Annotated in this window: 21 protein-coding genes and 1 tRNA gene; 14 read left to right on the top strand and 8 right to left on the bottom strand. The window is 58.6% G+C overall.

The features are described from left to right. The first annotated feature begins 230 nt into the window (after positions 1-230). A complete protein-coding gene (mgtE, locus tag HXW87_RS24970) occupies positions 231-1,673 on the top strand; it encodes a magnesium transporter (protein ID WP_239777912.1) in 1,443 nt (480 codons plus the stop codon). A gap of 241 nt (positions 1,674-1,914) precedes the next feature. Here the strand turns inward: mgtE and HXW87_RS24965 are convergent, their stop codons facing one another. Continuing rightward, positions 1,915-2,241 (bottom strand): Arc family DNA-binding protein, encoded by a 327-nt coding sequence (locus HXW87_RS24965; RefSeq protein ID WP_003178899.1) that lies wholly within the window; start codon positions 2,239-2,241, stop codon positions 1,915-1,917. Positions 2,242-2,353: 112 nt separating this feature from the next. Here HXW87_RS24965 and HXW87_RS24960 point away from each other — a divergent pair, with 112 nt between their 5' ends. Both HXW87_RS24960 and phnN read left to right on the top strand, forming a co-directional pair. After that, positions 2,354-2,509, top strand: coding sequence for a hypothetical protein (locus HXW87_RS24960; RefSeq protein WP_174377054.1), 156 nt, complete (start codon positions 2,354-2,356; stop codon positions 2,507-2,509). 120 nt (positions 2,510-2,629) lie between these two features. Beyond that, positions 2,630-3,199 (top strand): phosphonate metabolism protein/1,5-bisphosphokinase (PRPP-forming) PhnN, encoded by a 570-nt coding sequence (phnN, locus tag HXW87_RS24955; protein ID WP_239779185.1) that lies wholly within the window; start codon positions 2,630-2,632, stop codon positions 3,197-3,199. On the opposite strand, the gene HXW87_RS24950 is transcribed toward phnN, so the two are convergent. Both HXW87_RS24950 and HXW87_RS24945 read right to left on the bottom strand, forming a co-directional pair. After that, the gene (locus HXW87_RS24950; RefSeq protein WP_095668542.1) at positions 3,174-3,353 is read right to left on the bottom strand and encodes a PA3371 family protein; all 180 of its coding nucleotides are present in this window, start codon (positions 3,351-3,353) and stop codon (positions 3,174-3,176) included. The genes phnN and HXW87_RS24950 overlap by 26 nt on opposite strands. A 20-nt stretch (positions 3,354-3,373) precedes the next feature. Beyond that, the gene (locus tag HXW87_RS24945; RefSeq protein WP_095668543.1) at positions 3,374-3,604 is read right to left on the bottom strand and encodes a hypothetical protein; all 231 of its coding nucleotides are present in this window, start codon (positions 3,602-3,604) and stop codon (positions 3,374-3,376) included. Between the two features lie 294 nt (positions 3,605-3,898). Here HXW87_RS24945 and HXW87_RS24940 point away from each other — a divergent pair. The 5 genes from HXW87_RS24940 to HXW87_RS24920 all read left to right on the top strand — a co-directional run bounded on the left by HXW87_RS24940 (position 3,899) and on the right by HXW87_RS24920 (position 9,564). Further along, positions 3,899-3,975: transfer RNA gene (locus HXW87_RS24940), tRNA-Arg, on the top strand. 311 nt (positions 3,976-4,286) lie between these two features. Further along, complete coding sequence (locus HXW87_RS24935) at positions 4,287-5,891, top strand: tetratricopeptide repeat-containing response regulator (protein ID WP_095668545.1); 1,605 nt, start codon at positions 4,287-4,289, stop codon at positions 5,889-5,891. Beyond that, the gene (locus tag HXW87_RS24930) at positions 5,888-6,580 is read left to right on the top strand and encodes a HAMP domain-containing sensor histidine kinase (RefSeq protein WP_239777911.1); all 693 of its coding nucleotides are present in this window, start codon (positions 5,888-5,890) and stop codon (positions 6,578-6,580) included. Before HXW87_RS24935 ends, HXW87_RS24930 begins: the two co-directional genes overlap by 4 nt. 302 nt (positions 6,581-6,882) lie before the next feature. Further along, entirely contained in the window at positions 6,883-8,124 is a 1,242-nt protein-coding gene (locus tag HXW87_RS24925; RefSeq protein WP_196302443.1) for a glutamine synthetase family protein, read from the top strand. A 69-nt stretch (positions 8,125-8,193) separates the two neighbouring features. Beyond that, positions 8,194-9,564 (top strand): MFS transporter, encoded by a 1,371-nt coding sequence (locus tag HXW87_RS24920; protein ID WP_131671211.1) that lies wholly within the window; start codon positions 8,194-8,196, stop codon positions 9,562-9,564. A 255-nt stretch (positions 9,565-9,819) separates the two neighbouring features. Here the strand turns inward: HXW87_RS24920 and HXW87_RS24915 are convergent, their stop codons facing one another. From HXW87_RS24915 to flgA, 4 genes are all read right to left on the bottom strand, one after another. Next, on the bottom strand, positions 9,820-10,566 hold the full coding sequence (locus HXW87_RS24915) for a flagellar brake protein (protein ID WP_041074294.1): 747 nt from the start codon (positions 10,564-10,566) through the stop codon (positions 9,820-9,822). 92 nt (positions 10,567-10,658) lie between these two features. Continuing rightward, a complete protein-coding gene (locus HXW87_RS24910) occupies positions 10,659-11,126 on the bottom strand; it encodes a flagellar protein FlgN (RefSeq protein ID WP_027612275.1) in 468 nt (155 codons plus the stop codon). Between the two features lie 48 nt (positions 11,127-11,174). After that, positions 11,175-11,501: a flagellar biosynthesis anti-sigma factor FlgM gene (gene flgM, locus HXW87_RS24905; RefSeq protein ID WP_041074296.1), complete on the bottom strand. Its 327-nt coding sequence runs from the start codon at positions 11,499-11,501 to the stop codon at positions 11,175-11,177. A gap of 160 nt (positions 11,502-11,661) precedes the next feature. Continuing rightward, complete coding sequence (flgA, locus tag HXW87_RS24900) at positions 11,662-12,423, bottom strand: flagellar basal body P-ring formation chaperone FlgA (RefSeq protein WP_047295816.1); 762 nt, start codon at positions 12,421-12,423, stop codon at positions 11,662-11,664. An 82-nt stretch (positions 12,424-12,505) separates the two neighbouring features. Here flgA and HXW87_RS24895 point away from each other — a divergent pair, with 82 nt between their 5' ends. The 6 genes from HXW87_RS24895 (at position 12,506) to flgE (ending at position 17,596) form a co-directional block, all read left to right on the top strand. Further along, positions 12,506-13,438 carry a chemotaxis protein CheV gene (locus HXW87_RS24895; protein WP_041074300.1) on the top strand — a complete coding sequence of 311 codons (933 nt, stop codon included), beginning with the start codon at positions 12,506-12,508 and terminating at the stop codon, positions 13,436-13,438. 46 nt (positions 13,439-13,484) lie between these two features. Beyond that, positions 13,485-14,312: a protein-glutamate O-methyltransferase CheR gene (gene cheR, locus HXW87_RS24890; protein WP_007963053.1), complete on the top strand. Its 828-nt coding sequence runs from the start codon at positions 13,485-13,487 to the stop codon at positions 14,310-14,312. Positions 14,313-14,650: 338 nt separating this feature from the next. After that, positions 14,651-15,058, top strand: coding sequence for a flagellar basal body rod protein FlgB (flgB, locus tag HXW87_RS24885; protein WP_025112931.1), 408 nt, complete (start codon positions 14,651-14,653; stop codon positions 15,056-15,058). 3 nt (positions 15,059-15,061) lie between these two features. Further along, entirely contained in the window at positions 15,062-15,505 is a 444-nt protein-coding gene (gene flgC, locus HXW87_RS24880) for a flagellar basal body rod protein FlgC (protein WP_003227217.1), read from the top strand. A 15-nt stretch (positions 15,506-15,520) separates the two neighbouring features. Continuing rightward, positions 15,521-16,249, top strand: a complete 729-nt coding sequence (flgD, locus tag HXW87_RS24875; RefSeq protein WP_047295813.1) for a flagellar hook assembly protein FlgD — start codon at positions 15,521-15,523, stop codon at positions 16,247-16,249. A 30-nt stretch (positions 16,250-16,279) separates the two neighbouring features. Then, the gene (gene flgE, locus HXW87_RS24870; protein ID WP_041075033.1) at positions 16,280-17,596 is read left to right on the top strand and encodes a flagellar hook protein FlgE; all 1,317 of its coding nucleotides are present in this window, start codon (positions 16,280-16,282) and stop codon (positions 17,594-17,596) included. Between the two features lie 670 nt (positions 17,597-18,266). Here flgE and HXW87_RS24865 read toward each other — a convergent pair. Next, positions 18,267-21,161, bottom strand: a complete 2,895-nt coding sequence (locus HXW87_RS24865) for a ribonucleoside-diphosphate reductase subunit alpha (protein ID WP_041067575.1) — start codon at positions 21,159-21,161, stop codon at positions 18,267-18,269. Positions 21,162-21,802 lie beyond the last annotated feature (641 nt).

Below are 21,802 nucleotides of genomic sequence, written 5' to 3'. Positions count from 1 at the left end.
GCACGGGTCAGGACAGCACTCAGCTTTGTTGCGCAAGCGCTTGTTTCGACCGCGATTTTTTAACGTTTAAAACTGTCAGGCGGTGTATCATTGCGCCCGTCAGCCCCGCCGGGGCTTATGGAAAACCTCCATGGACTTACCCAGTAGTTACTCAGTAGCCCGTTTCACCAATCATGAATTGACTGATTGATCCTTCCGGCGTGCCCCGCTGCTGGGAGTGGAGTTCGCCTATGTCCGAAATCGAAGTAAAGAAAACACAGGAAAGCCTGCAGGATCGCCTGGCTCAGGTGGTTGAGCTGCTGCAGCGCCAAAAGGTCGTCGAAGACCTGACTCATCGCCAGGAAGGCGCGCATCACGACCGGGTCGAGAACCTGGTTCACCGGCAGAACCTCGTCGAACTGCAACGCAAACTCGATGATCTGCACTCCGCCGACGTTGCCTACATCCTTGAAGCCCTGCCGCTGGACGAACGTCTGACGCTCTGGCAACTGGTCAAGGCTGATCGCGACGGCGACATTCTTCTTGAAGTATCCGATTCCGTTCGTGAAACGCTGATCGCCGACATGGACGATCACGAGCTCCTGGCTGCGGCCAAGGACATGGACGCCGACGAACTTGCTGACTTGGCCTCCGAGCTGCCGCGAGACGTCGTCCATGAGCTGATGGAAACGCTCGACCAGCAGCAACGCGAGCGCGTGCGTTCGGCTCTGTCTTATGACGAGGAGCAGGTCGGTGCGTTGATGGACTTCGAGATGGTGACCATCCGTGAGGACGTCAGCCTCGAAGTGGTTTTGCGTTACCTGCGTCGTCTCAAGGAGCTGCCGGGCCACACCGACAAATTGTTCGTGGTCGATTACGACGGCGTGCTCAAGGGCGTGCTGCCGATCAAGCGTCTGCTGGTCAACGACCCCGAGAAACAGGTGGCTGAAGTCATGGCCAGCGATCCGGTGAGTTTTCACCCGGACGAAGACGCCTACGACGCTGCTCAGGCATTCGAGCGTTACGACTTGATCTCGGCCCCGGTGGTCGACAAGAACGGCAAACTGATCGGCCGTCTGACCATCGACGAAATGGTCGACCTGATTCGTGAGGAGAGCGAAAGCGAAGTCCTCAACATGGCGGGTCTGCGCGAAGAGGAAGACATCTTCGCCTCCGTCTGGAAATCCCTGCGCAACCGTTGGGCGTGGCTGGCGATCAACCTGATCACCGCCTTTGTTGCGTCGCGGGTGATTGGTCTGTTCGAAGGCTCGATCGAGAAGCTGGTGGCGCTGGCGGCGCTGATGCCGATCGTGGCGGGTATCGGCGGTAACTCCGGTAACCAGACGATTACCATGATCGTGCGTGCCATGGCGCTGGACCAGGTCAGCACCGGCAACACCTCACGGCTGATGCGCAAAGAGCTGGCGGTCGCGTTGATCAATGGTCTGGTCTGGGGCGGGGTAATCGGCGTGGTCGCCTACCTGCTTTACGGCAGTTGGTCGCTGGGCGTGGTGATGACGGCAGCGATGACCCTCAATCTGCTGCTCGCGGCGCTGATGGGGGTGTTGATCCCAATGACACTGGCCAAGATGGGCCGCGACCCGGCGATGGGCGCCAGCGTGATGATCACGGCCATGACGGACAGCGGTGGCTTCTTCATCTTCCTGGGGTTGGCGACGATCTTTCTGCTCTGATTCGCCACCATGCAAAAGCCCGCCGAAATGGCGGGCTTTTTTGTGCCTGTATAGTTATCTGTGCTTGTGTATTGATCTGTGGCGAGGGGATTTATCCCCGATGGACTGCGCAGCAGGCCCTCTTCCGGGGACGCTGCGCAACTCATCGGAGATAAGTCCCCTCGCAACAAGGTTTACTCGGGGGCAGATTTCAGGCAAAAAAAAGCCAGCACTTAAGCTGGCTTGAGATGTTCAATGTCACTCAGGACGCGTCTGCGGCCATCTCGGCGTCGTGAGCAATCAGCGACACCAGAGCGTTCTGTTGACGGTGCGACAGCTGACGGAAGCGTTGAAGCAGCTCACGCTCGTGCAGCGACAGCTCCGGACTGTCCAGGCGCATGCTCAGTTCTTCGCCCAGTGCGCCTTCCTGAATAAGACTCTGCTCAAGACGCGCAATGATTTCGGAGTTCATGCTGCGATGATGATTGCGAGCCACCTCGGCAATGCGTTCACGCATTCCGTCTGGCAGACGTACGACAAACTTGTCAGCCGTACGGCTGGAATAAATTGCCTGTTTCAATGGGCGCATATATTTAACCGGTTAGTTCAGGGGAGCGGTTCTCGGGATTGGCCGCAGGATGTGTGATAGGACAAGCATCCGCGCCAAATGGTTCAACCTGAATTGTTAAGAGGCCCGCATCATGCCTCAAAATTGCCAGATCATTGGCGTCAATTCTGTGACAAATATTGAGCTGGGTAAAGGCGTAATGCCAGCACCAATTATCAGAAATGCGGACTGGTTTGAAAACTTTGCCTTGGCCCGCATCACTGGCCGCTTCCTGTTGCACATCTATTGATGCCCTAAGACGTCAGAACGTGCATGCTGTGCGGCTTTCAATCCTTGTTCCCTACTTGTACAGGATAGTGGCAATTTGCCGATTTACTAGGGCAAACCCCCATTGGAGGGCGTTTTCAGGATGGATGGCAGGCTTATTTATCTGATGGGACCCTCCGGTTCAGGCAAGGACAGCCTGATCGAGGCCGCGCGTGAGCCATTGCGCCGGTTGAACTGCGAAATCATCCGCAGGGTGATTACCCGATCAGCGGAATCGGTGGGTGAAGATGCCATCGGCGTAACACCCGAAGAATTCGAACGACGTCAGCAGGCCGGGGATTTCTCGCTATCCTGGCACGCCAACGGGCTGGCTTACGGCATCCCGGCAGAGATGGATGAACGGTTACGTGCAGGGCGATTCGTGCTGGTAAATGGCTCACGGGCCAATTTGCGTCAGGCGCATGAGCGTTATCCGACTTTGCTGCCGGTGCTGCTGACGGTCAAGGATGAGGTTCTGCGTGAACGCCTGCTCAAGCGTGGCCGGGAAACACCTGAGCAGATTGATGCGAGGCTGGCGCGCAATGCGCTGTTCAAGGACAGAAGGGCAACTGACTTTCCCGTGCATCTGATCGACAACTCGGGCGACCTGGCAACCGCCGTCAAGCAACTGCTGGACTTGATCCGGCTTAACGCAGCACCGGATCAAACTTGATCTTGCGCCCGGCCGCCAAGGCCAGCACAAACAACACCGCAAACACGCCGCAGCCAATCAGCGGCAGAGTGACTTCGGTTTCCTCGAACAGCGAAAAATGCACAACGCCACTCAATAAGGCGAGGATCAGAAATCCTGCGGCTGATTTGGACATGCTGTACTCCTGAAGATATTTCAAAAAACCAGACGTTCGGTGTCGCGCGTCGGCAGTGCTTGCTCAGGCTGATTGACTGCCTGCGCCGCGAAGTCGCCCTGATCGCTCAGCACCGCCAACTGCGGTGCTCTCTGCACCTGCAAGTAATGCGGCATACGCTGAGCCACCGGTTCAGCACGCTCTGGAACAAAATGAAAGCCAACCAAAACCGCCAGTGCGATTGCGTTTGCAAGCAAGAGAGTGCTGTTCATGGGGCTGACTCCATTTGTTCTGTTATAGGAACAGACAAAGCACCCGGCGTGCCAACAGTCTAACCGCTGTGAAGTCCTTTAAAAACAAGCATTTGGAAGGGTTTTTCCCAAGTGTCGGGTTGCAATCTGCAATGATGGCTTTTTGCGGTAGTGCAAATTGCACGGTAAATGTTCCCGCAGCATTGCAAGCCGCCTGCCTACACTTAAAAAACCCATGGACGACATGACAAACCAAGGGCTGGCCGTTAACATGCTCGCCGTCCGTCGCGCCGTGTCCGGCCGCGACAACTCAGTGTCTCAGTAGCTCAATTGGATAGAGCATCCCCCTCCTAAGGGGAAGGTTGGCAGTTCGAACCTGCCCTGGGACACCATCCATTCCGGACGCTGAATGCGTCTACTAAAAAGCCTCGAGCAGAATTATCTTTCGGGGCTTTTTTCATGCGCTGATGGTCAGGCTGATTCGAGCGGTGGCGCGGTTCGTCATCAGACATTCTCATCAGCAGATTCTTCCACAAGGAATCTTGAACCCCTCCACTTCAGAGAACCCCACCCCTTGCCGATAACTCATTCGGCGACCTCAGACTCGCACGAAATCGCTTGATAGCATTTGGCCTCCAGCTATCATCTGCGCGCTTGTGAAAACGCCCCCGGTTCACCTACTTCAATTGCCTGGAAATCCTCGATGCTGTCGTATCACCAAAAGAGTTTTCTGATCGTCGATGATTTCTCGGATTTCCGCAGTTCCGTACGCTCAATGCTGCGCGAGCTGGGGGTCAAGGATGTGGACACCGCTGATACCGGCGAGCAGGCGCTGAAGATGTGTGCGCAGAAGTCCTACGATTTCATCCTGCAGGATTTCCACCTCGGTGACGGCAAGAAGAATGGTCAGCAGGTGCTGGAAGACCTGATGTCGGAAAAGCTCATCAGCCATGAAGCGGTGTTTGTCATGGTCACGGCCGAGACCAGTCAGGCGATGGTGCTCAGTGCCCTGGAGCACGAGCCGGATGCGTACCTGACCAAGCCGTTCAACCGCTCCGGCCTGGCGCAGCGCCTGGAGCGTCTGGAGCAGCGCAAGACGTTGCTCAAACCGATTCTGCAAGCCCTTGATCGCGGTAAACCGGTCGAGGTGCTCAACGCCTGCATTGCGCTGTGCAAGCAGGACATCCGTTATTCGCCGCTGTGCCTGCGTTATCGCGCCGATGCGCTGCGCGACATGAACCAGAACGAAGCGCTGGAACGCCTCTACGACAGCATTATCGCTGACCGGCCGTTGCCGTGGGCGTTTGCCGGGCTGGGCAAGTTGCTGTTCAAGCGTGGGCAAGTGGCGCAGGCCAAGGATGTTTACGAAAAGGCGCTGAAAGTGTTCCCGATGATGCCGGCGTTGTACGACGGCATGGCCGATGTGCTGGTCGCCGAGGGCGATAGCAAAGGCGCGCAGCGGGTGCTGGAGGAGGCGATTCGTTTGTCGCCGCTGGCGGTGCGCCGGCAAGCGTTGCTCGGCAAACTGGCGATGGCCAACGAGGATTTCGACACCGCTTCCCGGGCGTATCGCCAGGCAGTGGCGCAGGGGGCGCAGTCGCGGTTCAAGGATCCGGAAAGCAACCTTGGCCTGGCTCATGCGTTGATCAGCAAGGGCAGTGAGCGCGGCCTCGACACGCGCACGCGGCTGGAGATCAACACCACGCTCAGCGCGGTCGCCAAAGAGAACCCGTCTGACCCGGGTCTGCAGATTCGTGCGCGGCTGATGAAGGCCACCAGTCTGTTGCTCAACGATGCCGAGACCGCTGACAAGCTCACCGAACAAGCGCTGATGCGCCTCGACGGCATGGAGCAGTTCATGAGCCCTGAAGCGGCGCTGCTGGTCGCCAAGCAATTGCAGATGCTTGGTCAGGCCGAGGCGGGCACTTCGATGCTCAAGAGCTGTGCGGAGATTTACGGTGATGATCCGGCGGTGATGAAAGACATCGCCAAGCTCACCGACGACCCGACTATCCTCAGTTCGAGCAACGCCGCTGCCGACCTCAACCGTCAGGGCGTACGTGTGTACAAGACCGGCAACCTGGTGGAGGCCCGCGAGGTGTTCCGCAAGGCGCTGAAGATGCAACCGAAGAACATCAGTATCGCGCTGAACATGGCCCAGTCGCTGCTGCACGGCACCGACACCAGTGTGCCGTCGGCGGAGCTGGAAGAATGTCGGGCCTGCCTGAAAATGGTCGGCCTGATGCCCGACACCGACGCGCGCTATGCGCGTTATCAGAAGCTGAAAAGCAAGGCGTTTGGCGAATGAACCAATTTGATCCGGCTCTGGATTTTTCCACGGTGATCGCCTCCACCGTTCACGACATGAAGAACTCGCTGGCGATGCTGACGCAGGCCCATAGCCAGTGGCTGGCGCGTTTGCCCGAGGGGCAGCGTGGAGGGGCGGAGCAGGGCGTGATCGACTTCGAGTTTGCCCACCTCAACGGCATGCTGGTGCAGTTGCTTGGGCTGTACAAGCTCGGCGTCAACCAGTTGCCGCTGCAACCGGCGTATCACGAGCTGGATGATTTCATCGAGGCGCAACTGGCCGCGCACCAGGAGGTGTTTGCCAGTCGCGGGATCATCGCCACCTATGAAGTCGATCCGCTGAGCCCGCTGGGTTTCTTCGATCGTGAGTTGGTTGCGTCGGTGCTGGGCAACTGCATCAACAACGCCATTCGTTATGCCCGCGAGTCGCTGCTGATCACTGTCAGTGACGAAGCCGGGCAACTGGTGTTGAGCATCAATGATGACGGCGACGGTTACCCGGTCGAGATGCTCGAGCGTCAGGCGGATTACGTGCAGGGCATCAATCACGGCAGCGGCAGCACGGGTCTGGGTCTGTATTTCGCCAACCGCATTGCTGCGTTGCATCAGCGCAACGGCGTGGTCGGGCACACCGAAATTCGCAATGGCGGGCCATTGGGTGGCGGGGTGTTCAACCTCTACCTGCCCTGAAGGCATGCCCCGTGTAGGAGCTGCCGCAGGCTGCGATCTTTTGACTTTTTTAAGATTAAAAGATCGCAGCCTGCGGCAGCTCCTACACGGAAATTCAGTGGCGGCCCTTTTTTGTTTGACGCTGCTTGATATTCCGAACAGCCGGAGCCTATTTTGTACGGGTCGCCGCTTGCGGCTCGCACAATAACAAGGATTGCGTCATGACAACCGATGGCCAGCGTTCACTCGCGCAGCGACTGACCGGCATTGATGAGATTGAATGTGTCACACCGGATTTGAATGGCGTGCCGCGCGGCAAGGTGATGACCGCCGAGGGATTCCTCGAAGGCCGGCGTTTGCAGATGGCGCGGGGGGTGCTGCTGCAATGCATCATGGGCGGTTATCCGCCGGCGCGGTTTTACGGCAGCGATGACGGTGACCTGGCACTGGTCGCCGAGCCGAGCATGATCCATCCCCTGCCATGGAGCGACGAACCGCGCGCCCTGGCCATCTGCGATGCCGACGAACTGAGCGGCGAAAGCTCCAACCTGTCGACCCGTGGCCAACTGAAGAAAGTGATCGCCCGTTACGCCGCACATGGCTTGGCGCCGGTGGTGGCGACCGAGCTGGAATTCTTTGTCTTCGCGCCGAACACCGATCCGGCCCAGCCGTTCCGTCCGCCGGTAGGTCTTGATGGACGCCGCGAGGATGGGCAGTCGGCGTTCAGCGTCAGTTCCAATAACGGTCTGCGGCCGTTCTTCAGCGAAGTCTATAAATGCATGGCGGCCCTCGGTCTGCCGCGCGATACCTTCATGCATGAAATGGGCGTCAGCCAGTTCGAGATCAATCTGCTGCACGGTGATCCGCTGTTGCTGGCCGACCAGACCTTCCTGTTCAAGCACCTGCTCAAGGAAGTCGCGCTCAAGCATGGTCTGAGCGTGGTGTGCATGGCCAAGCCGCTGGCGCACACACCGGGCAGTTCGATGCACATTCACCAGAGCGTCGTCGAGATCGCCACCGGCAACAACGTGTTCAGCGACGAGAATGGCCAGCCGACGGCGATGTTCCGCCACTTCATCGGCGGACAGCAGGCGGGCATGGCCGATTTCACTGCGCTGTTTGCGCCGAACGTGAACTCCTATCAGCGTCTGTGCCACCCCTATGCGTCGCCGAACAATGCCTGCTGGTCCCATGATAACCGTGCGGCAGGACTGCGCATTCCGGCCAGTTCGCCAGTAGCTCGACGCGTGGAAAACCGTTTGCCTGGCGCCGATGCCAACCCGTATCTGGCGATTGCCGCGAGTCTGGCCGCCGGCTTGCATGGGATCGAGCATGAGCTGGAGCCGAGCGCGGCGATTCAGGGTGAATTCGAAGTGCCGGACAATCTTTCGCTGCCGTGTACCTTGCATGCCGCGCTCGAGCGTCTGAAACGTAGCCAATTGGCCAGGGAACTGTTCGGACAGGAGTTCATCGAAGGCTACATCGCTTCGAAGACCATGGAGTTGACCAGCTTCTTTGATGAAATCACTCCCTGGGAACGGCGTGTTCTAGCAGCCCAGGCCTGACGAACCGTCGCCATCGGGCTATCGTTTGGATAGCCCGATACTTACTGCAAGGAGCCGCTCGGAACGCCGATGCGCCAAATCTGGAAATCCTTTCGAGCGTTGTACTTCGCCTCGCTGATGATGTTGATCGGCTCGGGCCTTCTTTCTACTTACCTGGCATTGCGCCTGGCCGCTGACCATGTCGATGGACTGTGGGTGGGTGCGCTGATGGCAGCCAACTACTTTGGTCTGGTACTGGGCGGCAAGATCGGTCACCGCTTGATCGCCCGCGTCGGACACATTCGGGCTTATTCGGCGTGTGCCGGGATCGTCGGCGCGGCGGTGCTCGGGCATGGTCTGGTCGACTGGCTGCCGGCATGGCTGGTGCTGCGGACCATCGTCGGTCTGGGCATGATGTGTCAGTACATGGTGATCGAGAGCTGGCTTAACGAGCAGGCCGACGCCAATCAGCGCGGGCTGGTGTTCAGCGGTTACATGATCGCTTCTTACCTGGGGTTGGTGCTCGGTCAGTTGATTCTGGTCATGCACCCGGGCCTGGGGTTGGAGCTGCTGATGCTGGTCGCGCTGTGTTTTGCCTTGTGTCTGGTGCCGGTCGCGCTGACCCGACGGATTCACCCGGCGCCGCTGCATCCGGCGCCGATGGAGCCGCGCTTCTTTATCAAGCGCGTGCCGCAGTCGTTGAGCACGGTGCTCGGCGCAGGCCTGATCATCGGCTCGTTCTACGGTCTGGCGCCGTTGTATGCGTCGCAGCAGGGGCTGTCGACCGAGCAGGTCGGTCTGTTCATGGGTAGCTGCATTTTTGCCGGACTGCTGGTGCAGTGGCCGTTGGGCTGGTTGTCCGACCGTTATGACCGAGCGCTGCTGATTCGTTGTTTTGCCGGATTCCTCGCGGTGGCGGCGTTGCCGTTGGCGATTTTGCCGCAGGTGCCGCTTGAGGTGCTGTTCGTGGTCGGCTTCCTTTGTTCGCTGGTGCAGTTCTGCCTGTATCCGCTGGCGGTGGCGTTCTCCAACGACCATGTTGAGGGCGATCGCCGGGTGTCGCTGACGGCGATGCTGCTGGTGACCTACGGGGTCGGCGCGAGTATCGGTCCGCTGCTGGCGGGCGTGCTGATGAAGCTGTTCGGCAGCCAGAGCCTTTACGCGTTCTTCAGCTTCTTTGCGTTGGTGCTGGTGTGGCGCATCCGCCCGAAAGCGGTGACCAATCTGCATCAGGTCGACGACGCACCGCTGCATCACGTGGCGATGCCCGACAGCATGTCCAGCTCGCCGCTGGTGGCCGCGCTCGACCCGCGGGTGGATGAGCAGGTGGTGCAGGAGCAGATGCAGACCACGGTTACGCCGGAGCCGGAGCCCGAAGTGCAGCCCGAAGCGGCGGCCGAACCTGATCCGGCTGATGAGGGCGATAAACCGACACCGGACATCAGTGGGGCCAGGCCCTGAATCGGGTGATTGCAACGATATTCAAAGAGTGACGCTTTATTGTGGTGAGGGGATTTATCCCCGATGGGCTGCGAAGCGGCCCTAAAGCCATTCAGTGCGGAGTGGCAGTGGAATCGAGGCGTCCGGTCTGGGGCTGCTGCGCAACCCATCGGGGATAAATCCCCTCGCCACAGTTATCTCCAGCCCAGGACGGGACAGTAGAAATAAAAAAGGGCAGTCCCGCCAGGGACTGCCCTTTCTATTTGCCTGTGCGAATCACAGATCGTCTTTATCGAACCGGCGTGCTTCACGCTGCAACTGATAGACGAAGCGCTCGACGTTACGTGCCGCCTGGCCACTGATGTTGTGGAAGCGCAAACCGGCGAATGTGATGTTGAGCTTTTCTTCGAAGTGCAGATAGCGCAGCTCGACCGAGATCGGTTGATTGCCGAACAGTGGGGTGGCGATCATGCGGTCATAGACCTGACCCAGTTGCAGGCGGTCGGTGATGTCGCCTTCAAAGCGCAGTTTGCAACCGGTGGCGGAAATATCCAGCAGTTTGCCGTTGATCGGCGCCTTGAGTTTTTCGCCGCCAAGTTCGACGCTGACCAGATCGGTCAGCTTCAACGCGGCACGAAAGGCATTACGGCGCTGGTGGTAGACCACTTCGGTTGGCAGTTGACCGGTATAGAAGCGGTCACCGTCGGATTCTTCGATGTTCAGCGTGCCAGTGCATTCCCAGGCGATTCGCACGCCTTCGTGGAAGCCTTCGACCTTGAACGGTTCGCCCGCCTGCAGAAAACGCTCGCCATCGCGCGGGATCATCTCGTCCAGGGCAATCGTCGCGGTTTCCCGGTCAACCTTGATCAGGTAGCTCTGGAAGCGCTGGCTGCGCTCATGGAAGGTGATGATCAGCGGATCGTGGCTTTCTTGCAGCTGGCGCAGGTTGCTGGAGATTTCCAGGGGCGTGGTCAGCACCTTTGGTGGCTGCGGAGTATCATCCGCGCTTAGGGCGTTTGGCACGTTTTCTCAATCTCCAGACAAAATTTGACTACGACTAGCCAGCATTTTGCCAGCATGTTTCGCGGGTTGATAGTGCAGGCACATCGAATGGCTCACGCCTGGCTGAGCGTACGCGGCTTGGTGGGTTTGGCGAAAGTGCCCGAGGCGTCATACAGCGCTGGCGGTTCGCCCCCGGTGAGGATTTTCAGCTGATTGGCCGTAGCGGCCTGCTGGATCTGGATCGACTGGCCGTTCTTGACGTTGGCCGCCTGGCACTGGGCAATCAGGTCGGTCAGCACATCGCTTTGGGACAGCAACTGGTCGCCAATGCTCGACTGGCTGGCCAGTTGCTCCAGGCCCTGACGGTCGAGCGGCAGGTTGAGGCTGGCAAGGATTTCGCTGCGCTTGCGGCCATGCTGTTCAAGCAGAATGATCAATGCCTGTTTGCGCGCCAGAATATCTTCGAGCAGAGGCATGTCGCGACCGTGCAAAGCGAGGGACTCGGTTTGCAGCAACTCCAGCAATTGTTGAGCTGGAGCAAAGTCGTCGGTGATCAGTTGCAATAAATTAGTGTCGTGCATGGCTGGCCTTGGGTTCTAAGCGTCCAAAAGCCTGGCGCCGGCAAAAGCCTAGCGCTGGGCTTCGAAGTTGAGCAGTTTGCTGGCTACACGGTTGCTGTCGACCTTGTAGCTGCCATCGGCAATCGCTGCTTTCAACTCGGCCACGCGGGCTTTGTCGACGGCAGGCTGATCGCGCAGCTTGTCAGTGACCTTCTGCAACTGTTGAGCCTCATTGCTGAGGTGTACCGATTCCCCGCTTTTTGCGGTACCGGCCGTTTCGGCCTGGGTATTCAGCGGCGCGGAGGTGCCGGTTTCGGCGGTTTCCTTGGCGTTGCTGGTACGCGTACTGCCCGTAAGTGACGAGGAGCTGTTCAAACGGCTGAAATCGATGACCATGTTAAAAACCTCTGGGAATTTGGACGCTTGCCATGTTCTCGGCCATTCCCTGGAAAACTTTAGGCTCACTTTGCAATGAGCTGCATGTGCCGAAGCGTGTCCTGCTGCGGCACAGTTTAGGGAAGCGTCGGGGCTGGCGCCAGTTTTCTGCTCGAGCGTTTTACATGGCGACTTCCACTTGGCCCGGCGCGATGACCTGCGCCTTGATTACCCGGTTGGAATTGAGGTTTTTTACCCGGATCTGTTCTTTCAAACCGCCATTGGCCAGGGCTTCACCGGGCATGCGCACGGCGAGTGTACCGCTGCGGGCGATGATGACCACCTGATCGCCCTTGCGTACCACTTCTGCCTGTTCCAGATGCACCAGGGTAATCACCTGATCGGCTACCGTTGGTCGGGTTAATTTCTGCCCGATGGCTTCATCCACCGACGTCAGAAAACCCTGATTGACCTGGCTGATGTCGCGTTCACGCAAGGTCACGTCTTGCGGTTCGATAATTGCGGCGCGCTTGAGCGGTCGGGTGGTGGTGACAATCTCGCGAAACAGGCGGACTTGAGCGGGCACGAACACCGTCCACGGCGAGCTTCCTTCGCACCGGACCTTGACCGTAACCCGGCCCAGCGGACGTGCAGGACTCTCCAGCGACGCTGTCAATTCCTTGTCGCACATAGGCATGCGCATACGCGGGTCGAGCTGGTTGACCTCGATTTCATAGCGGCCTTCCGTTTGACTGGTAGCCAGATAGTCTTCTACGGTGAACTCAAGAAAGCCCTGAGTGACGCCGATAAGCATGTCAGGCAAGGTAACCGTATCAGCACCGGCAGGGCTGCCAGCGAAAAACAAGCAGACGGCAGACGTCGCGCACAGCGCTTTGCGGGTGCGGGAGGTCAGGCGTCGAAAAAATGTCGTTTGAGCGTTCATACGAGTTAAAAAGCAAGCGCCGTGCCGTTTAGCAATGAATGTGCGTCGCAACAACACTTGGCGTTGGTGTAGGAGTCTGGGCATGGCTGGTGTAATGGATTCGGTGAACCAGCGCACGCAACTGGTAGGGCAGAATCGCCTGGAGCTGTTGTTGTTCCGTCTCGACGGTCAGCAGCTCTACGGCATCAACGTGTTCAAGGTGCGGGAAGTGCTGCAATGCCCGTCGCTGACGTTGATGCCCAAGTCCAGTCCTGTCGTGTGCGGGGTGGCGAATATCCGGGGGGCGACCATTCCGATCCTTGATCTGGCAATGGCGACCGGTTCCGGGGCGTTGAAAGACAAGAACAGTCCGTTCGTGATCATCACGGAGTACAACACCAAGACCCAGGGTTTCCTGGTTCGCTCGGTGGAGCGCATCGTCAACATGAACTGGGAAGAGATCCATCCGCCACCCAAGGGCACGGGGCGCGATCATTACCTGACCGCTGTGACTCGAGTCGACAATCAGTTAGTCGAAATCATCGATGTCGAGAAGGTGCTGGCGGAAGTCGCGCCGACGCCGGAAGCGATTTCGGTCGGCGTGGTCGATGTCGAGACCCAGAGCAAGGCGTTGTCGCTGCGGGTGCTGACGGTCGATGACTCGTCGGTGGCGCGCAAGCAGGTCACGCGCTGCCTGCAGACGGTCGGGGTCGAAGTGGTGGCGCTGAACGATGGCAAGCAGGCGCTGGACTACCTGCGCAAGCTGGTCGATGAGGGCAAGAAGCCGGAAGAAGAGTTCCTGATGATGATTTCCGACATCGAGATGCCGGAGATGGACGGGTACACCCTGACGGCGGAGATCCGCAGCGATCCACGCATGCAAAAGCTTCATATCATCCTGCATACTTCGTTGTCGGGAGTATTCAATCAGGCGATGGTCAAGAAAGTCGGTGCCGATGACTTCCTGGCCAAATTCCGTCCTGATGACCTGGCATCCCGGGTAGTCGACCGGATCAAAGCAGCAGATATCAGCTAGGGGCCTTCTGCCCCTGGCGGTCAACACGATTTAAGAGGCGGCATCATTGTCTACGGGTAATTTGGATTTCGAACAGTTCCGGGTCTTCCTGGAAAAAGCCTGTGGCATTTTGCTCGGTGAAAACAAGCAGTACCTGGTCTCGAGCCGTCTCAACAAACTGATGGAGCAGCAAGGCATCAAGTCCCTGGGTGAGCTGGTACAGCGCATCCAGACCCAGCCGCGCAGCGGTTTGCGCGAGCAGGTGGTCGATGCCATGACGACCAACGAAACCTTGTGGTTTCGCGACACCTATCCGTTTGAAGTCTTGAAGAACAAGGTGCTGCCCGAGGCGATCAAGGCCAGCCCCAACCAGCGTCTGCGGATCTGGTCGGCGGCCTGCTCGTCGGGTCAGGAACCGTATTCGCTGTCGATGTCGATCGACGAGTTCGAGCGCAGCAACCTTGGTCAGTTGAAGATGGGCGTACAGATCGTTGCCACCGACCTGTCCGGCAGCATGCTGACCAACTGCAAGACCGGCGAGTACGACAGCCTGGCCATCGGCCGCGGTTTGTCCGCCGATCGCTTGCAACGCTACTTCGACCCGAAAGGGCCGGGGCGCTGGGTGATCAAGGCGCCGATCAAGAACCGGGTGGAATTCCGCTCGTTCAACCTGCTCGACAGCTACGCCAGTCTGGGCAAGTTCGACATCGTGTTCTGCCGCAACGTGCTGATCTACTTCTCCGCCGAGGTGAAGAAAGACATCCTGTTGCGCATTCACAGCACGCTGAAGCCGGGCGGCTATCTGTTCCTTGGCGCGTCCGAAGCGCTGAACGGTTTGCCGGATCATTACCAGATGGTTCAGTGCAGTCCGGGGATCATTTACCAGGCGAAGTGAAACAAAGCATCAGGCATACAAAATCGGGAGCCCCAAGGGCTCCCTTTTTTATGCCTGATGCTTTGTTCCATGCAGGAGTTGCCGAAGGCTGCGATCTTTTGATCCTGTTTTGAACGATCAAGATCAAAAGATCGCAGCCTTCGGCAGCTCCTACAGGGAGAGGTATTAACAGGACGAAGCGGCAGAAAAGCGGCAGGCAGCGGAAACCGGTTGCCGCTTTTCTGGCATTGCCGCTTTGCCGATTCCCCGCAAAGCCCCGATTTACGCGGGTTTTTGTGTTTGGCACGGCGCTTGCTAAAGCTCAGGTACGAAAAACCGCTCACCCGAAGGTTCCCGACATGAGCATCAGCTTCGATAAAGCGCTCGGCATTCACGAAAAGGCATTGGGTTTCCGTGCCCAGCGCGCTGAAGTGCTGGCCAACAACATCGCCAACGCCGATACCCCGAACTACAAGGCTCGGGATCTGGACTTCTCCAAAGTGCTCGAAGCACAGAGCCAGAAAAACGCCAACGGCACCATCGCCCTGAACATGACCAACAGCCGTCACATCGAAGCTGAAGGCCTGGGCAATGGCGACGAGTCGCTGATGTATCGCACGCCGATGCAGCCTTCGATCGACCAGAACACCGTGGATGCTCAGCTGGAACAGTCCAACTACGCGGAAAACGCCGTGGGCTTCCAGGCCAGCTTCACCCTGCTCAACAGCAAATTCAAAGGGCTGGTATCGGCCCTGCGCGGAGAGTAATCCATGTCCCTGTCCAGCGTTTTCAACATTGCCGGCAGCGGCATGAGCGCACAAACCACGCGTCTGAACACCGTGGCGTCGAACATCGCCAACGCCGAAACCGTTTCGTCGAGCATCGACCAGACCTACCGCGCCCGTCACCCGGTGTTCGCCACCATGTTTCAGGGCGGCCAGAACAGCGGCAGCAACTCGCTGTTCCAGAGCCAGGATGCCGCAGGGCAGGGCGTGCAAGTGCTCGGCGTGGTCGAAGACCAGAGCAACCTCGAAGCACGCTACGAGCCGAACCATCCGGCCGCTGACGCCAAGGGCTACGTCTACTACCCGAACGTCAACGTGGTGGAAGAAATGGCTGACATGATTTCCGCGAGCCGGTCGTTCCAGACCAACGCCGAAATGATGAACACCGCCAAAACCATGATGCAGAAGGTACTGACCCTCGGTCAGTAATAAGGGGCGACGGCCATGAGTGTTTCCGATACCACCAGCAGCCTGAGCATGAATGACATCCTGTCGAACTCCTCGAAGAAAACGAGCAGTACGACCGGCGATGGCATTGCCTCGGCCACCAACAGCACCACCGGCGGCCAGGCCCTGGGCAAGGATGCGTTCCTGCAACTGCTGGTCACCCAGCTGAAAAACCAGAACCCGCTTGATCCGCAGGACAACAGCGCCTTCGTTGCGCAGCTGGCGCAGTTCAGCAGCCTTGAGGGCATCACCACCCTCAACAGCACCGTCAGTTCGCTGGCCGGCAACTACAACTCCTCGCAAGCCTTGCAGGCGTCGTCGCTGGTGGGCCGCAACGTGATCGTGCAGACCAACACCGTTCAACTGGACGACCCAAGCAAAGGCATGACCGGTTCGGTCAGCGTTCCGTCGTCGATTGCCGGTGGTACCGTGAGCATTACCGACAGCAGCGGCACGGTGGTTCGCACCCTCGATCTGGGCAGTCGCGCCGCAGGCAGCGCGAGCTTCACCTGGGACGGCAAGGACAAGGACGGCAACCTGGTGAAGACCGGTACCTACACCGTCAAGGCCAACGCCTCGATCAATGGCACCTCGACCGATATGGCGACCTACCTGCCAGCCACGGTCAACAGCGTGACCATCAGCCAGACCGGTGGCGAGCTGATGCTCAACCTGTCCGGCAAGGGCACCGTCGCCCTGTCCAAAGTACAAACCATTGGTATATAGAGCCGACCAACCGGCACAAAGGAGTGGAATATGTCTTTCAATATCGGCCTTAGCGGTCTCTATGCAGCCAACAAACAACTGGACGTGACCGGCAACAACATCGCCAACGTCGCGACTGCCGGTTTCAAATCGTCCCGTGCAGAATTCGAAGACGTCTACTCGGCCACTCGCCTGGGTAGCGGCAGCAAGGTCATCGGCAACGGCGTGCGTCTGGCCAACGTGTCCCAGCAGTTCACCCAGGGTGACATCAACAACACCGGTAACGTGCTGGACATGGGCATCAACGGTTCCGGCTTCTTCACCATGAGCAACAACGGCTCGATTTCCTATACCCGTGCCGGTACGTTCAAAGTCGACAACGCCGGTTACATCACCAACACCGATTACACCTCGCGTCTGCAAGGTTACGGTGTGGATGCCAACGGCAAGATCATCAACGGTGTGTTGACCGACCTGAAAATCGATACTTCCAACCTGGCGCCGAAGTCCACCTCGCTGGTGACCTCGACCATCAACCTGAATTCGTCGGCACCGGTGATCGACGACACAGTGGCGGCCGGCAAGTTCGATCCGTCAAAACTTGAGACTTACACCAAGCAGTTCAGTACGCCGATCTATGATTCCCAGGGCAACTCGCACGTCATGGATCAGTACGTGGTGAAGACTGGCCAGAACACCTGGAAGGTCTACACCCTGGTAGACGGTCGTAACCCGGACGCTACTGGCAGCGATCCGAAGGTCACCGCGCCGACACCTTCTACCATGACGTTTGACTCCGCTGGCAAGCTGACCCAGGTCAGCACTCTGCCAGGTCCTGTGATCAGCAGTGACCTGAAGCTCACTGGCTGGGTGCCGGGTACTGTGGTTAACGGGACGTTCACGCCTAACGGCGCTTCGGCGAACCCGGCCGGTATCACCATTTCGATGGCGCAGACCACCCAGTACAACGCAGATACCGCTCGTTCGATCCCGACTCAGGATGGTTACGCCACTGGCCAGATCACCAACCTGACCATCGACGGCACCGGTACGCTGTTCGCCAACTTCAGCAACAACCAGAGCAAGGCCATCGGCCAGGTTGCGCTGGCCAGCTTCACCAACGAGCAAGGCCTGCAGCCTGTCGGCGGCACCAGCTGGAAAGAGACGTTCGCCTCGGGTATCCCGGGTTACGACGCGCCGAAAACCGGTACCTTGGGTGAGGTGGTGTCCAACTCGCTGGAAGAGTCCAACGTTAACCTGACCAACGAGCTGGTGGATCTGATCAAGGGCCAGAGCAACTATCAGGCGAACGCCAAGACTATCTCCACCCAGAGCACCATCATGCAGACCATCATTCAGATGACCTGATTGCGGTTTCTGATTGTGCAAGGGAGCCCCTCTTTTTGAGGGGCTTTTTTGTGGGCTATTGTTTTGTGGGCTTATCCGTTGCTGCGGTAACGGCTACTTAGGGTTTCGCCCTTACGGCGAGTCACTTTTGCAGACGCCCAAAAGTAACCAAAACGCTTGGTCCCAGCGTTCGGCCCTCGCCGTGGCTCGGGTTCCTTCGCTACGGTATTCATCCGGGGGGCATCGCCTACGGTTTGCTTCGCTGCACCTCCTCTCGATGTGTTTGGCTTTGCCAAACGGTCGCTGCGCTCCCACCCCCGGATGAATCCCTCCACTCAGCCTGCCGACGGGCCCTCAGATCAAAAGCGGTACTCGAGCTAACGCTCATCGTGTTGGATGGCGGAAAAGCGAGCGCTTGGCTGTGGGAGTCAGCCTGCTGGCGATGGCGGCCTGACAGCCGACCAATCTCTGACTGAACGCACCCAGGCTCATGTAGGAGCTGCCGAAGGCTGCGATCTTTTGATCTGTGGCAGCGGCACTAAAGATCAAAAGATCGCAGCCTCGTTGCACTCGACAGCTCCTACAGGTAAATGGCAGACAAAAGAAAACCCCCGACAAACCAGAAGTCTGTCGGGGGTTTTCTTTTGCCTGGAGGAATCAGGCGTCTCGCGACGCCTGACCCGGGCTCAGCTTATTGGCAAGCTTCGCAATCCGGCTCGTCGATCGCGCAAGCCTTTGGCACTGGCGCCGGACCTGCCGGAGCGGCCAGAACCGAATCGTCGCCGTGGTTGCCGCCGCTGGAAACAGCGTTCAGCTTGCCGGTGTTGATGGTCGACTTCTCGGTGCTGGTCGCGGCCAGGGCACGGAGGTAGTAGGTGGTTTTCAGACCACGGTACCAGGCCATGCGGTAGGTCACGTCGAGCTTCTTGCCCGAGGCGCCGGCGATGTACAGGTTCAGCGACTGGGCCTGGTCGATCCACTTCTGACGACGGCTGGCGGCGTCAACGATCCACTTGGTGTCCACTTCGAACGCGGTCGCGTAGAGCTCTTTGAGTTCTTGCGGGATGCGCTCGATCTGCTGCACCGAACCGTCGTAGTACTTCAGGTCGTTGATCATGACCGAGTCCCACAGACCGCGAGCCTTGAGGTCGCGAACCAGGTACGGGTTGATCACGGTGAATTCGCCCGACAGGTTCGATTTCACATACAGGTTCTGGTAGGTCGGTTCGATCGACTGCGATACGCCGGTGATGTTGGCGATGGTTGCGGTCGGTGCGATGGCCATGATGTTGGAGTTACGGATGCCTTTCTGTACACGGGCGCGAACCGGTGCCCAGTCCAGGGTTTCGTTCAGGTCAACGTCGATGTACTTCTGGCCGCGTTGTTCGATCAGGATCTGTTGCGAGTCCAGCGGCAGGATGCCTTTGGACCACAGCGAACCGTTGAAGGTCTCGTACGCGCCACGCTCGTCGGCCAGGTCGCAGGACGCCTGGATCGCGTAGTAGCTGACCGCTTCCATCGACTTGTCGGCGAACTCGACGGCCGCGTCGGAACCGTAAGGGATGTGCTGCAGGTACAGCGCGTCCTGGAAGCCCATGATGCCCAGACCGACCGGACGGTGGCGGAAGTTAGAGTTCTTCGCTTGCGGCACCGAGTAATAGTTGATGTCGATCACGTTGTCGAGCATGCGCACGGCGGTGTTCACGGTGCGTTGCAGCTTGGCGGTGTCCAGCTTGCCGTCGACGATGTGGTTCGGCAGGTTGATCGAGCCCAGGTTGCAAACGGCGATCTCGTCCTTGTTGGTGTTCAAGGTGATCTCGGTGCACAGGTTCGAGCTGTGAACCACGCCGACGTGCTGCTGCGGGCTACGCAGGTTGCACGGGTCTTTGAAGGTCAGCCACGGGTGGCCGGTTTCGAACAGCATGGAGAGCATTTTGCGCCACAGGTCTTTGGCCTGGATGGTCTTGAACAGCTTGACCTTGCCCGGGTACTCGGTCAGGGCTTCGTAGTACTCGTAGCGCTCTTCGAAGGCTTTACCGGTCAGGTCGTGCAGATCCGGTACTTCGGAAGGCGAGAACAGGGTCCACTTGCCGTCATCGAAGACGCGCTTCATGAACAGGTCAGGGATCCAGTTGGCGGTGTTCATGTCGTGGGTACGACGACGGTCATCACCGGTGTTCTTGCGCAGTTCGATGAACTCTTCGATGTCCATGTGCCAGGTTTCCAGGTAGGCACACACAGCGCCTTTGCGCTTGCCACCCTGGTTAACGGCTACGGCGGTGTCGTTCACTACTTTGAGGAACGGAACCACGCCTTGCGACTTGCCGTTGGTGCCCTTGATGTACGAACCCAGTGCACGCACCGGCGTCCAGTCGTTGCCCAGGCCACCAGCGAATTTCGACAGCATGGCGTTGTCGTGGATCGCGTGGTAGATGCCCGACAGGTCGTCCGGAACGGTGGTCAGGTAGCAGCTCGACAGCTGTGGACGCAGGGTACCGGCGTTGAACAGGGTCGGGGTCGAAGCCATGTAGTCGAAGGACGACAGCAGGTTGTAGAACTCGATCGCGCGGTCTTCTTTCTGCTTCTCTTCGATCGCCAGGCCCATGGCCACGCGCATGAAGAAGATCTGCGGCAGTTCGAAACGCACGCCATCCTTGTGGATGAAGTAACGGTCGTACAGGGTCTGCAGGCCCAGGTAGGTGAATTGCTGGTCGCGCTCGTGGTTGATCGCCTTGCCCAGTTTTTCCAGGTCGAAGGAGGCCAGCACAGGGTTCAGCAGTTCGAACTCGATACCTTTGGCGATGTAAGCCGGCAGTGCCTTGGCGTACAGGTCGGCCATTTCGTGGTGAGTGGCGCTCTCGGCCACGCCGAGGAAGCCCAGGCCTTCGGCACGCAGGGTGTCCATCAGCAGGCGGGCGGTGACGAACGAGTAGTTCGGCTCACGTTCAACCAGGGTACGCGCGGTCATCACCAGTGCGGTGTTGACGTCGTTCAGGGCCACGCCGTCGTACAGGTTTTTCAGGGTTTCGCGCTGGATCAGGTCGCCATCGACTTCAGCCAGGCCTTCGCAGGCTTCGGTGACGATGGTGTTCAGGCGGCCCATGTCCAGCGGCGCGAGGCTGCCGTCGGCGCGGGTGATGCGGATCGACGGGTGCGCGTCGACTGCGGCTTCGACCGGGGTATGGGCTGCGCGTTCTTTCGAGCGGGCGTCACGGTAGATCACGTAGTCGCGCGCGACTTTCTGCTCGCCGGCACGCATCAGGGCCAGTTCGACCTGGTCCTGGATTTCTTCGATGTGGATGGTGCCGCCCGACGGCATGCGACGCTTGAAGGTCGCGGTGACTTGTTCGGTCAGGCGGGCAACGGTGTCGTGGATTCGCGACGAAGCGGCAGCGGTGCCGCCCTCAACTGCGAGAAACGCTTTGGTGATAGCGACGGTGATCTTGTCATCGGTGTAAGGAACGACAGTGCCATTACGCTTGATCACGCGCAGTTGACCAGGCGCGGTGGCGGCCAGATCCGAATTCGAATCGGCGGCCTGCGGCAAGGTGCCCTGCGGGTTCTCGCGAGTTGTGTCGGTTTGCATGGGGGGTGATCTCCACATTCTCTATGTTTGTTTGGGCACCATCATGGTGCTCACCGTTCTGGTCCGAAGCACTACAACCGACGGGCGTCGGGCATAACAACTTCGGATCAGTAGGAAAAAGGCTAATGACGCCGCATCCTTGCCGAAGTTTTTGGCTGCGAGCCAGGGCTCGAGCCGGATTCCTTCCCGGATGACAGTAATGACTGCAACACCCGTACCGTTCCGGTCGTTTCCGACCTGAAAAACGGCGCCATCCGCAAGTGCGGTTTGGGCTTTGAAAAACTTGCTTGGTTCAACCGGAAACTGGCAATAAAGCGCTTGAGTTTCAGGCCCGAAATGTGGTTGGTCGCCTGAGCGGAAAACCCTATATGTAGGGTCTCTCCTCGCGCCGTGCTACAAGATAATGCGTTTCGAGAGGGCTTGCAACGTGCTAGCTGTGGATAAACCTGTGCGTAAATTGTGTAAGAAACCAGGAATTCCCGTGTAGGCCGCGAACCTGCTGAGCCAGACCGTTTGTCACTGTTTTTCACGCGGGAAAAACGCTTCAGCGGATTTTTAAGGGCGCGAACCCTATCACAAAAAACCGCCTTGTCCGAACGCATTTGCCGACTTGTGTTCTGCCGGTACGCCGTTTATACAAT

Source organism: Pseudomonas sp. Y5-11, from assembly GCF_022368695.1.
Taxonomy (GTDB): Bacteria; Pseudomonadota; Gammaproteobacteria; order Pseudomonadales; family Pseudomonadaceae; genus Aquipseudomonas; species Aquipseudomonas parakoreensis.
The sequence above is the reverse complement of the archived record's forward strand: the minus strand, read 5'-3'. Positions and strand labels throughout refer to the sequence as shown.

Excerpts from the sequence above, each read along its gene's own strand:
- HXW87_RS24925 (WP_196302443.1), top strand. The coding sequence starts at position 6,883 with ATGACCGCCGAGGGATTCCTCGAAGGCCGGCGTTTGCAGATGGCGCGG.
- mgtE (WP_239777912.1), top strand. The coding sequence starts at position 231 with ATGTCCGAAATCGAAGTAAAGAAAACACAGGAAAGCCTGCAGGATCGC.
- flgD (WP_047295813.1), top strand. The coding sequence starts at position 15,521 with ATGAGTGTTTCCGATACCACCAGCAGCCTGAGCATGAATGACATCCTG.
- HXW87_RS24935 (WP_095668545.1), top strand. The coding sequence starts at position 4,287 with ATGCTGTCGTATCACCAAAAGAGTTTTCTGATCGTCGATGATTTCTCG.
- flgC (WP_003227217.1), top strand. The coding sequence starts at position 15,062 with ATGTCCCTGTCCAGCGTTTTCAACATTGCCGGCAGCGGCATGAGCGCA.
- flgA (WP_047295816.1), bottom strand. The coding sequence starts at position 12,423 with ATGAACGCTCAAACGACATTTTTTCGACGCCTGACCTCCCGCACCCGC.
- flgM (WP_041074296.1), bottom strand. The coding sequence starts at position 11,501 with ATGGTCATCGATTTCAGCCGTTTGAACAGCTCCTCGTCACTTACGGGC.
- HXW87_RS24930 (WP_239777911.1), top strand. The coding sequence starts at position 5,888 with ATGAACCAATTTGATCCGGCTCTGGATTTTTCCACGGTGATCGCCTCC.
- HXW87_RS24895 (WP_041074300.1), top strand. The coding sequence starts at position 12,506 with ATGGCTGGTGTAATGGATTCGGTGAACCAGCGCACGCAACTGGTAGGG.
- HXW87_RS24865 (WP_041067575.1), bottom strand. The coding sequence starts at position 21,161 with ATGCAAACCGACACAACTCGCGAGAACCCGCAGGGCACCTTGCCGCAG.
- flgB (WP_025112931.1), top strand. The coding sequence starts at position 14,651 with ATGAGCATCAGCTTCGATAAAGCGCTCGGCATTCACGAAAAGGCATTG.
- HXW87_RS24960 (WP_174377054.1), top strand. The coding sequence starts at position 2,354 with ATGCCTCAAAATTGCCAGATCATTGGCGTCAATTCTGTGACAAATATT.
- HXW87_RS24920 (WP_131671211.1), top strand. The coding sequence starts at position 8,194 with ATGCGCCAAATCTGGAAATCCTTTCGAGCGTTGTACTTCGCCTCGCTG.
- flgE (WP_041075033.1), top strand. The coding sequence starts at position 16,280 with ATGTCTTTCAATATCGGCCTTAGCGGTCTCTATGCAGCCAACAAACAA.
- phnN (WP_239779185.1), top strand. The coding sequence starts at position 2,630 with ATGGATGGCAGGCTTATTTATCTGATGGGACCCTCCGGTTCAGGCAAG.
- HXW87_RS24950 (WP_095668542.1), bottom strand. The coding sequence starts at position 3,353 with ATGTCCAAATCAGCCGCAGGATTTCTGATCCTCGCCTTATTGAGTGGC.
- HXW87_RS24945 (WP_095668543.1), bottom strand. The coding sequence starts at position 3,604 with ATGAACAGCACTCTCTTGCTTGCAAACGCAATCGCACTGGCGGTTTTG.
- HXW87_RS24965 (WP_003178899.1), bottom strand. The coding sequence starts at position 2,241 with ATGCGCCCATTGAAACAGGCAATTTATTCCAGCCGTACGGCTGACAAG.
- HXW87_RS24910 (WP_027612275.1), bottom strand. The coding sequence starts at position 11,126 with ATGCACGACACTAATTTATTGCAACTGATCACCGACGACTTTGCTCCA.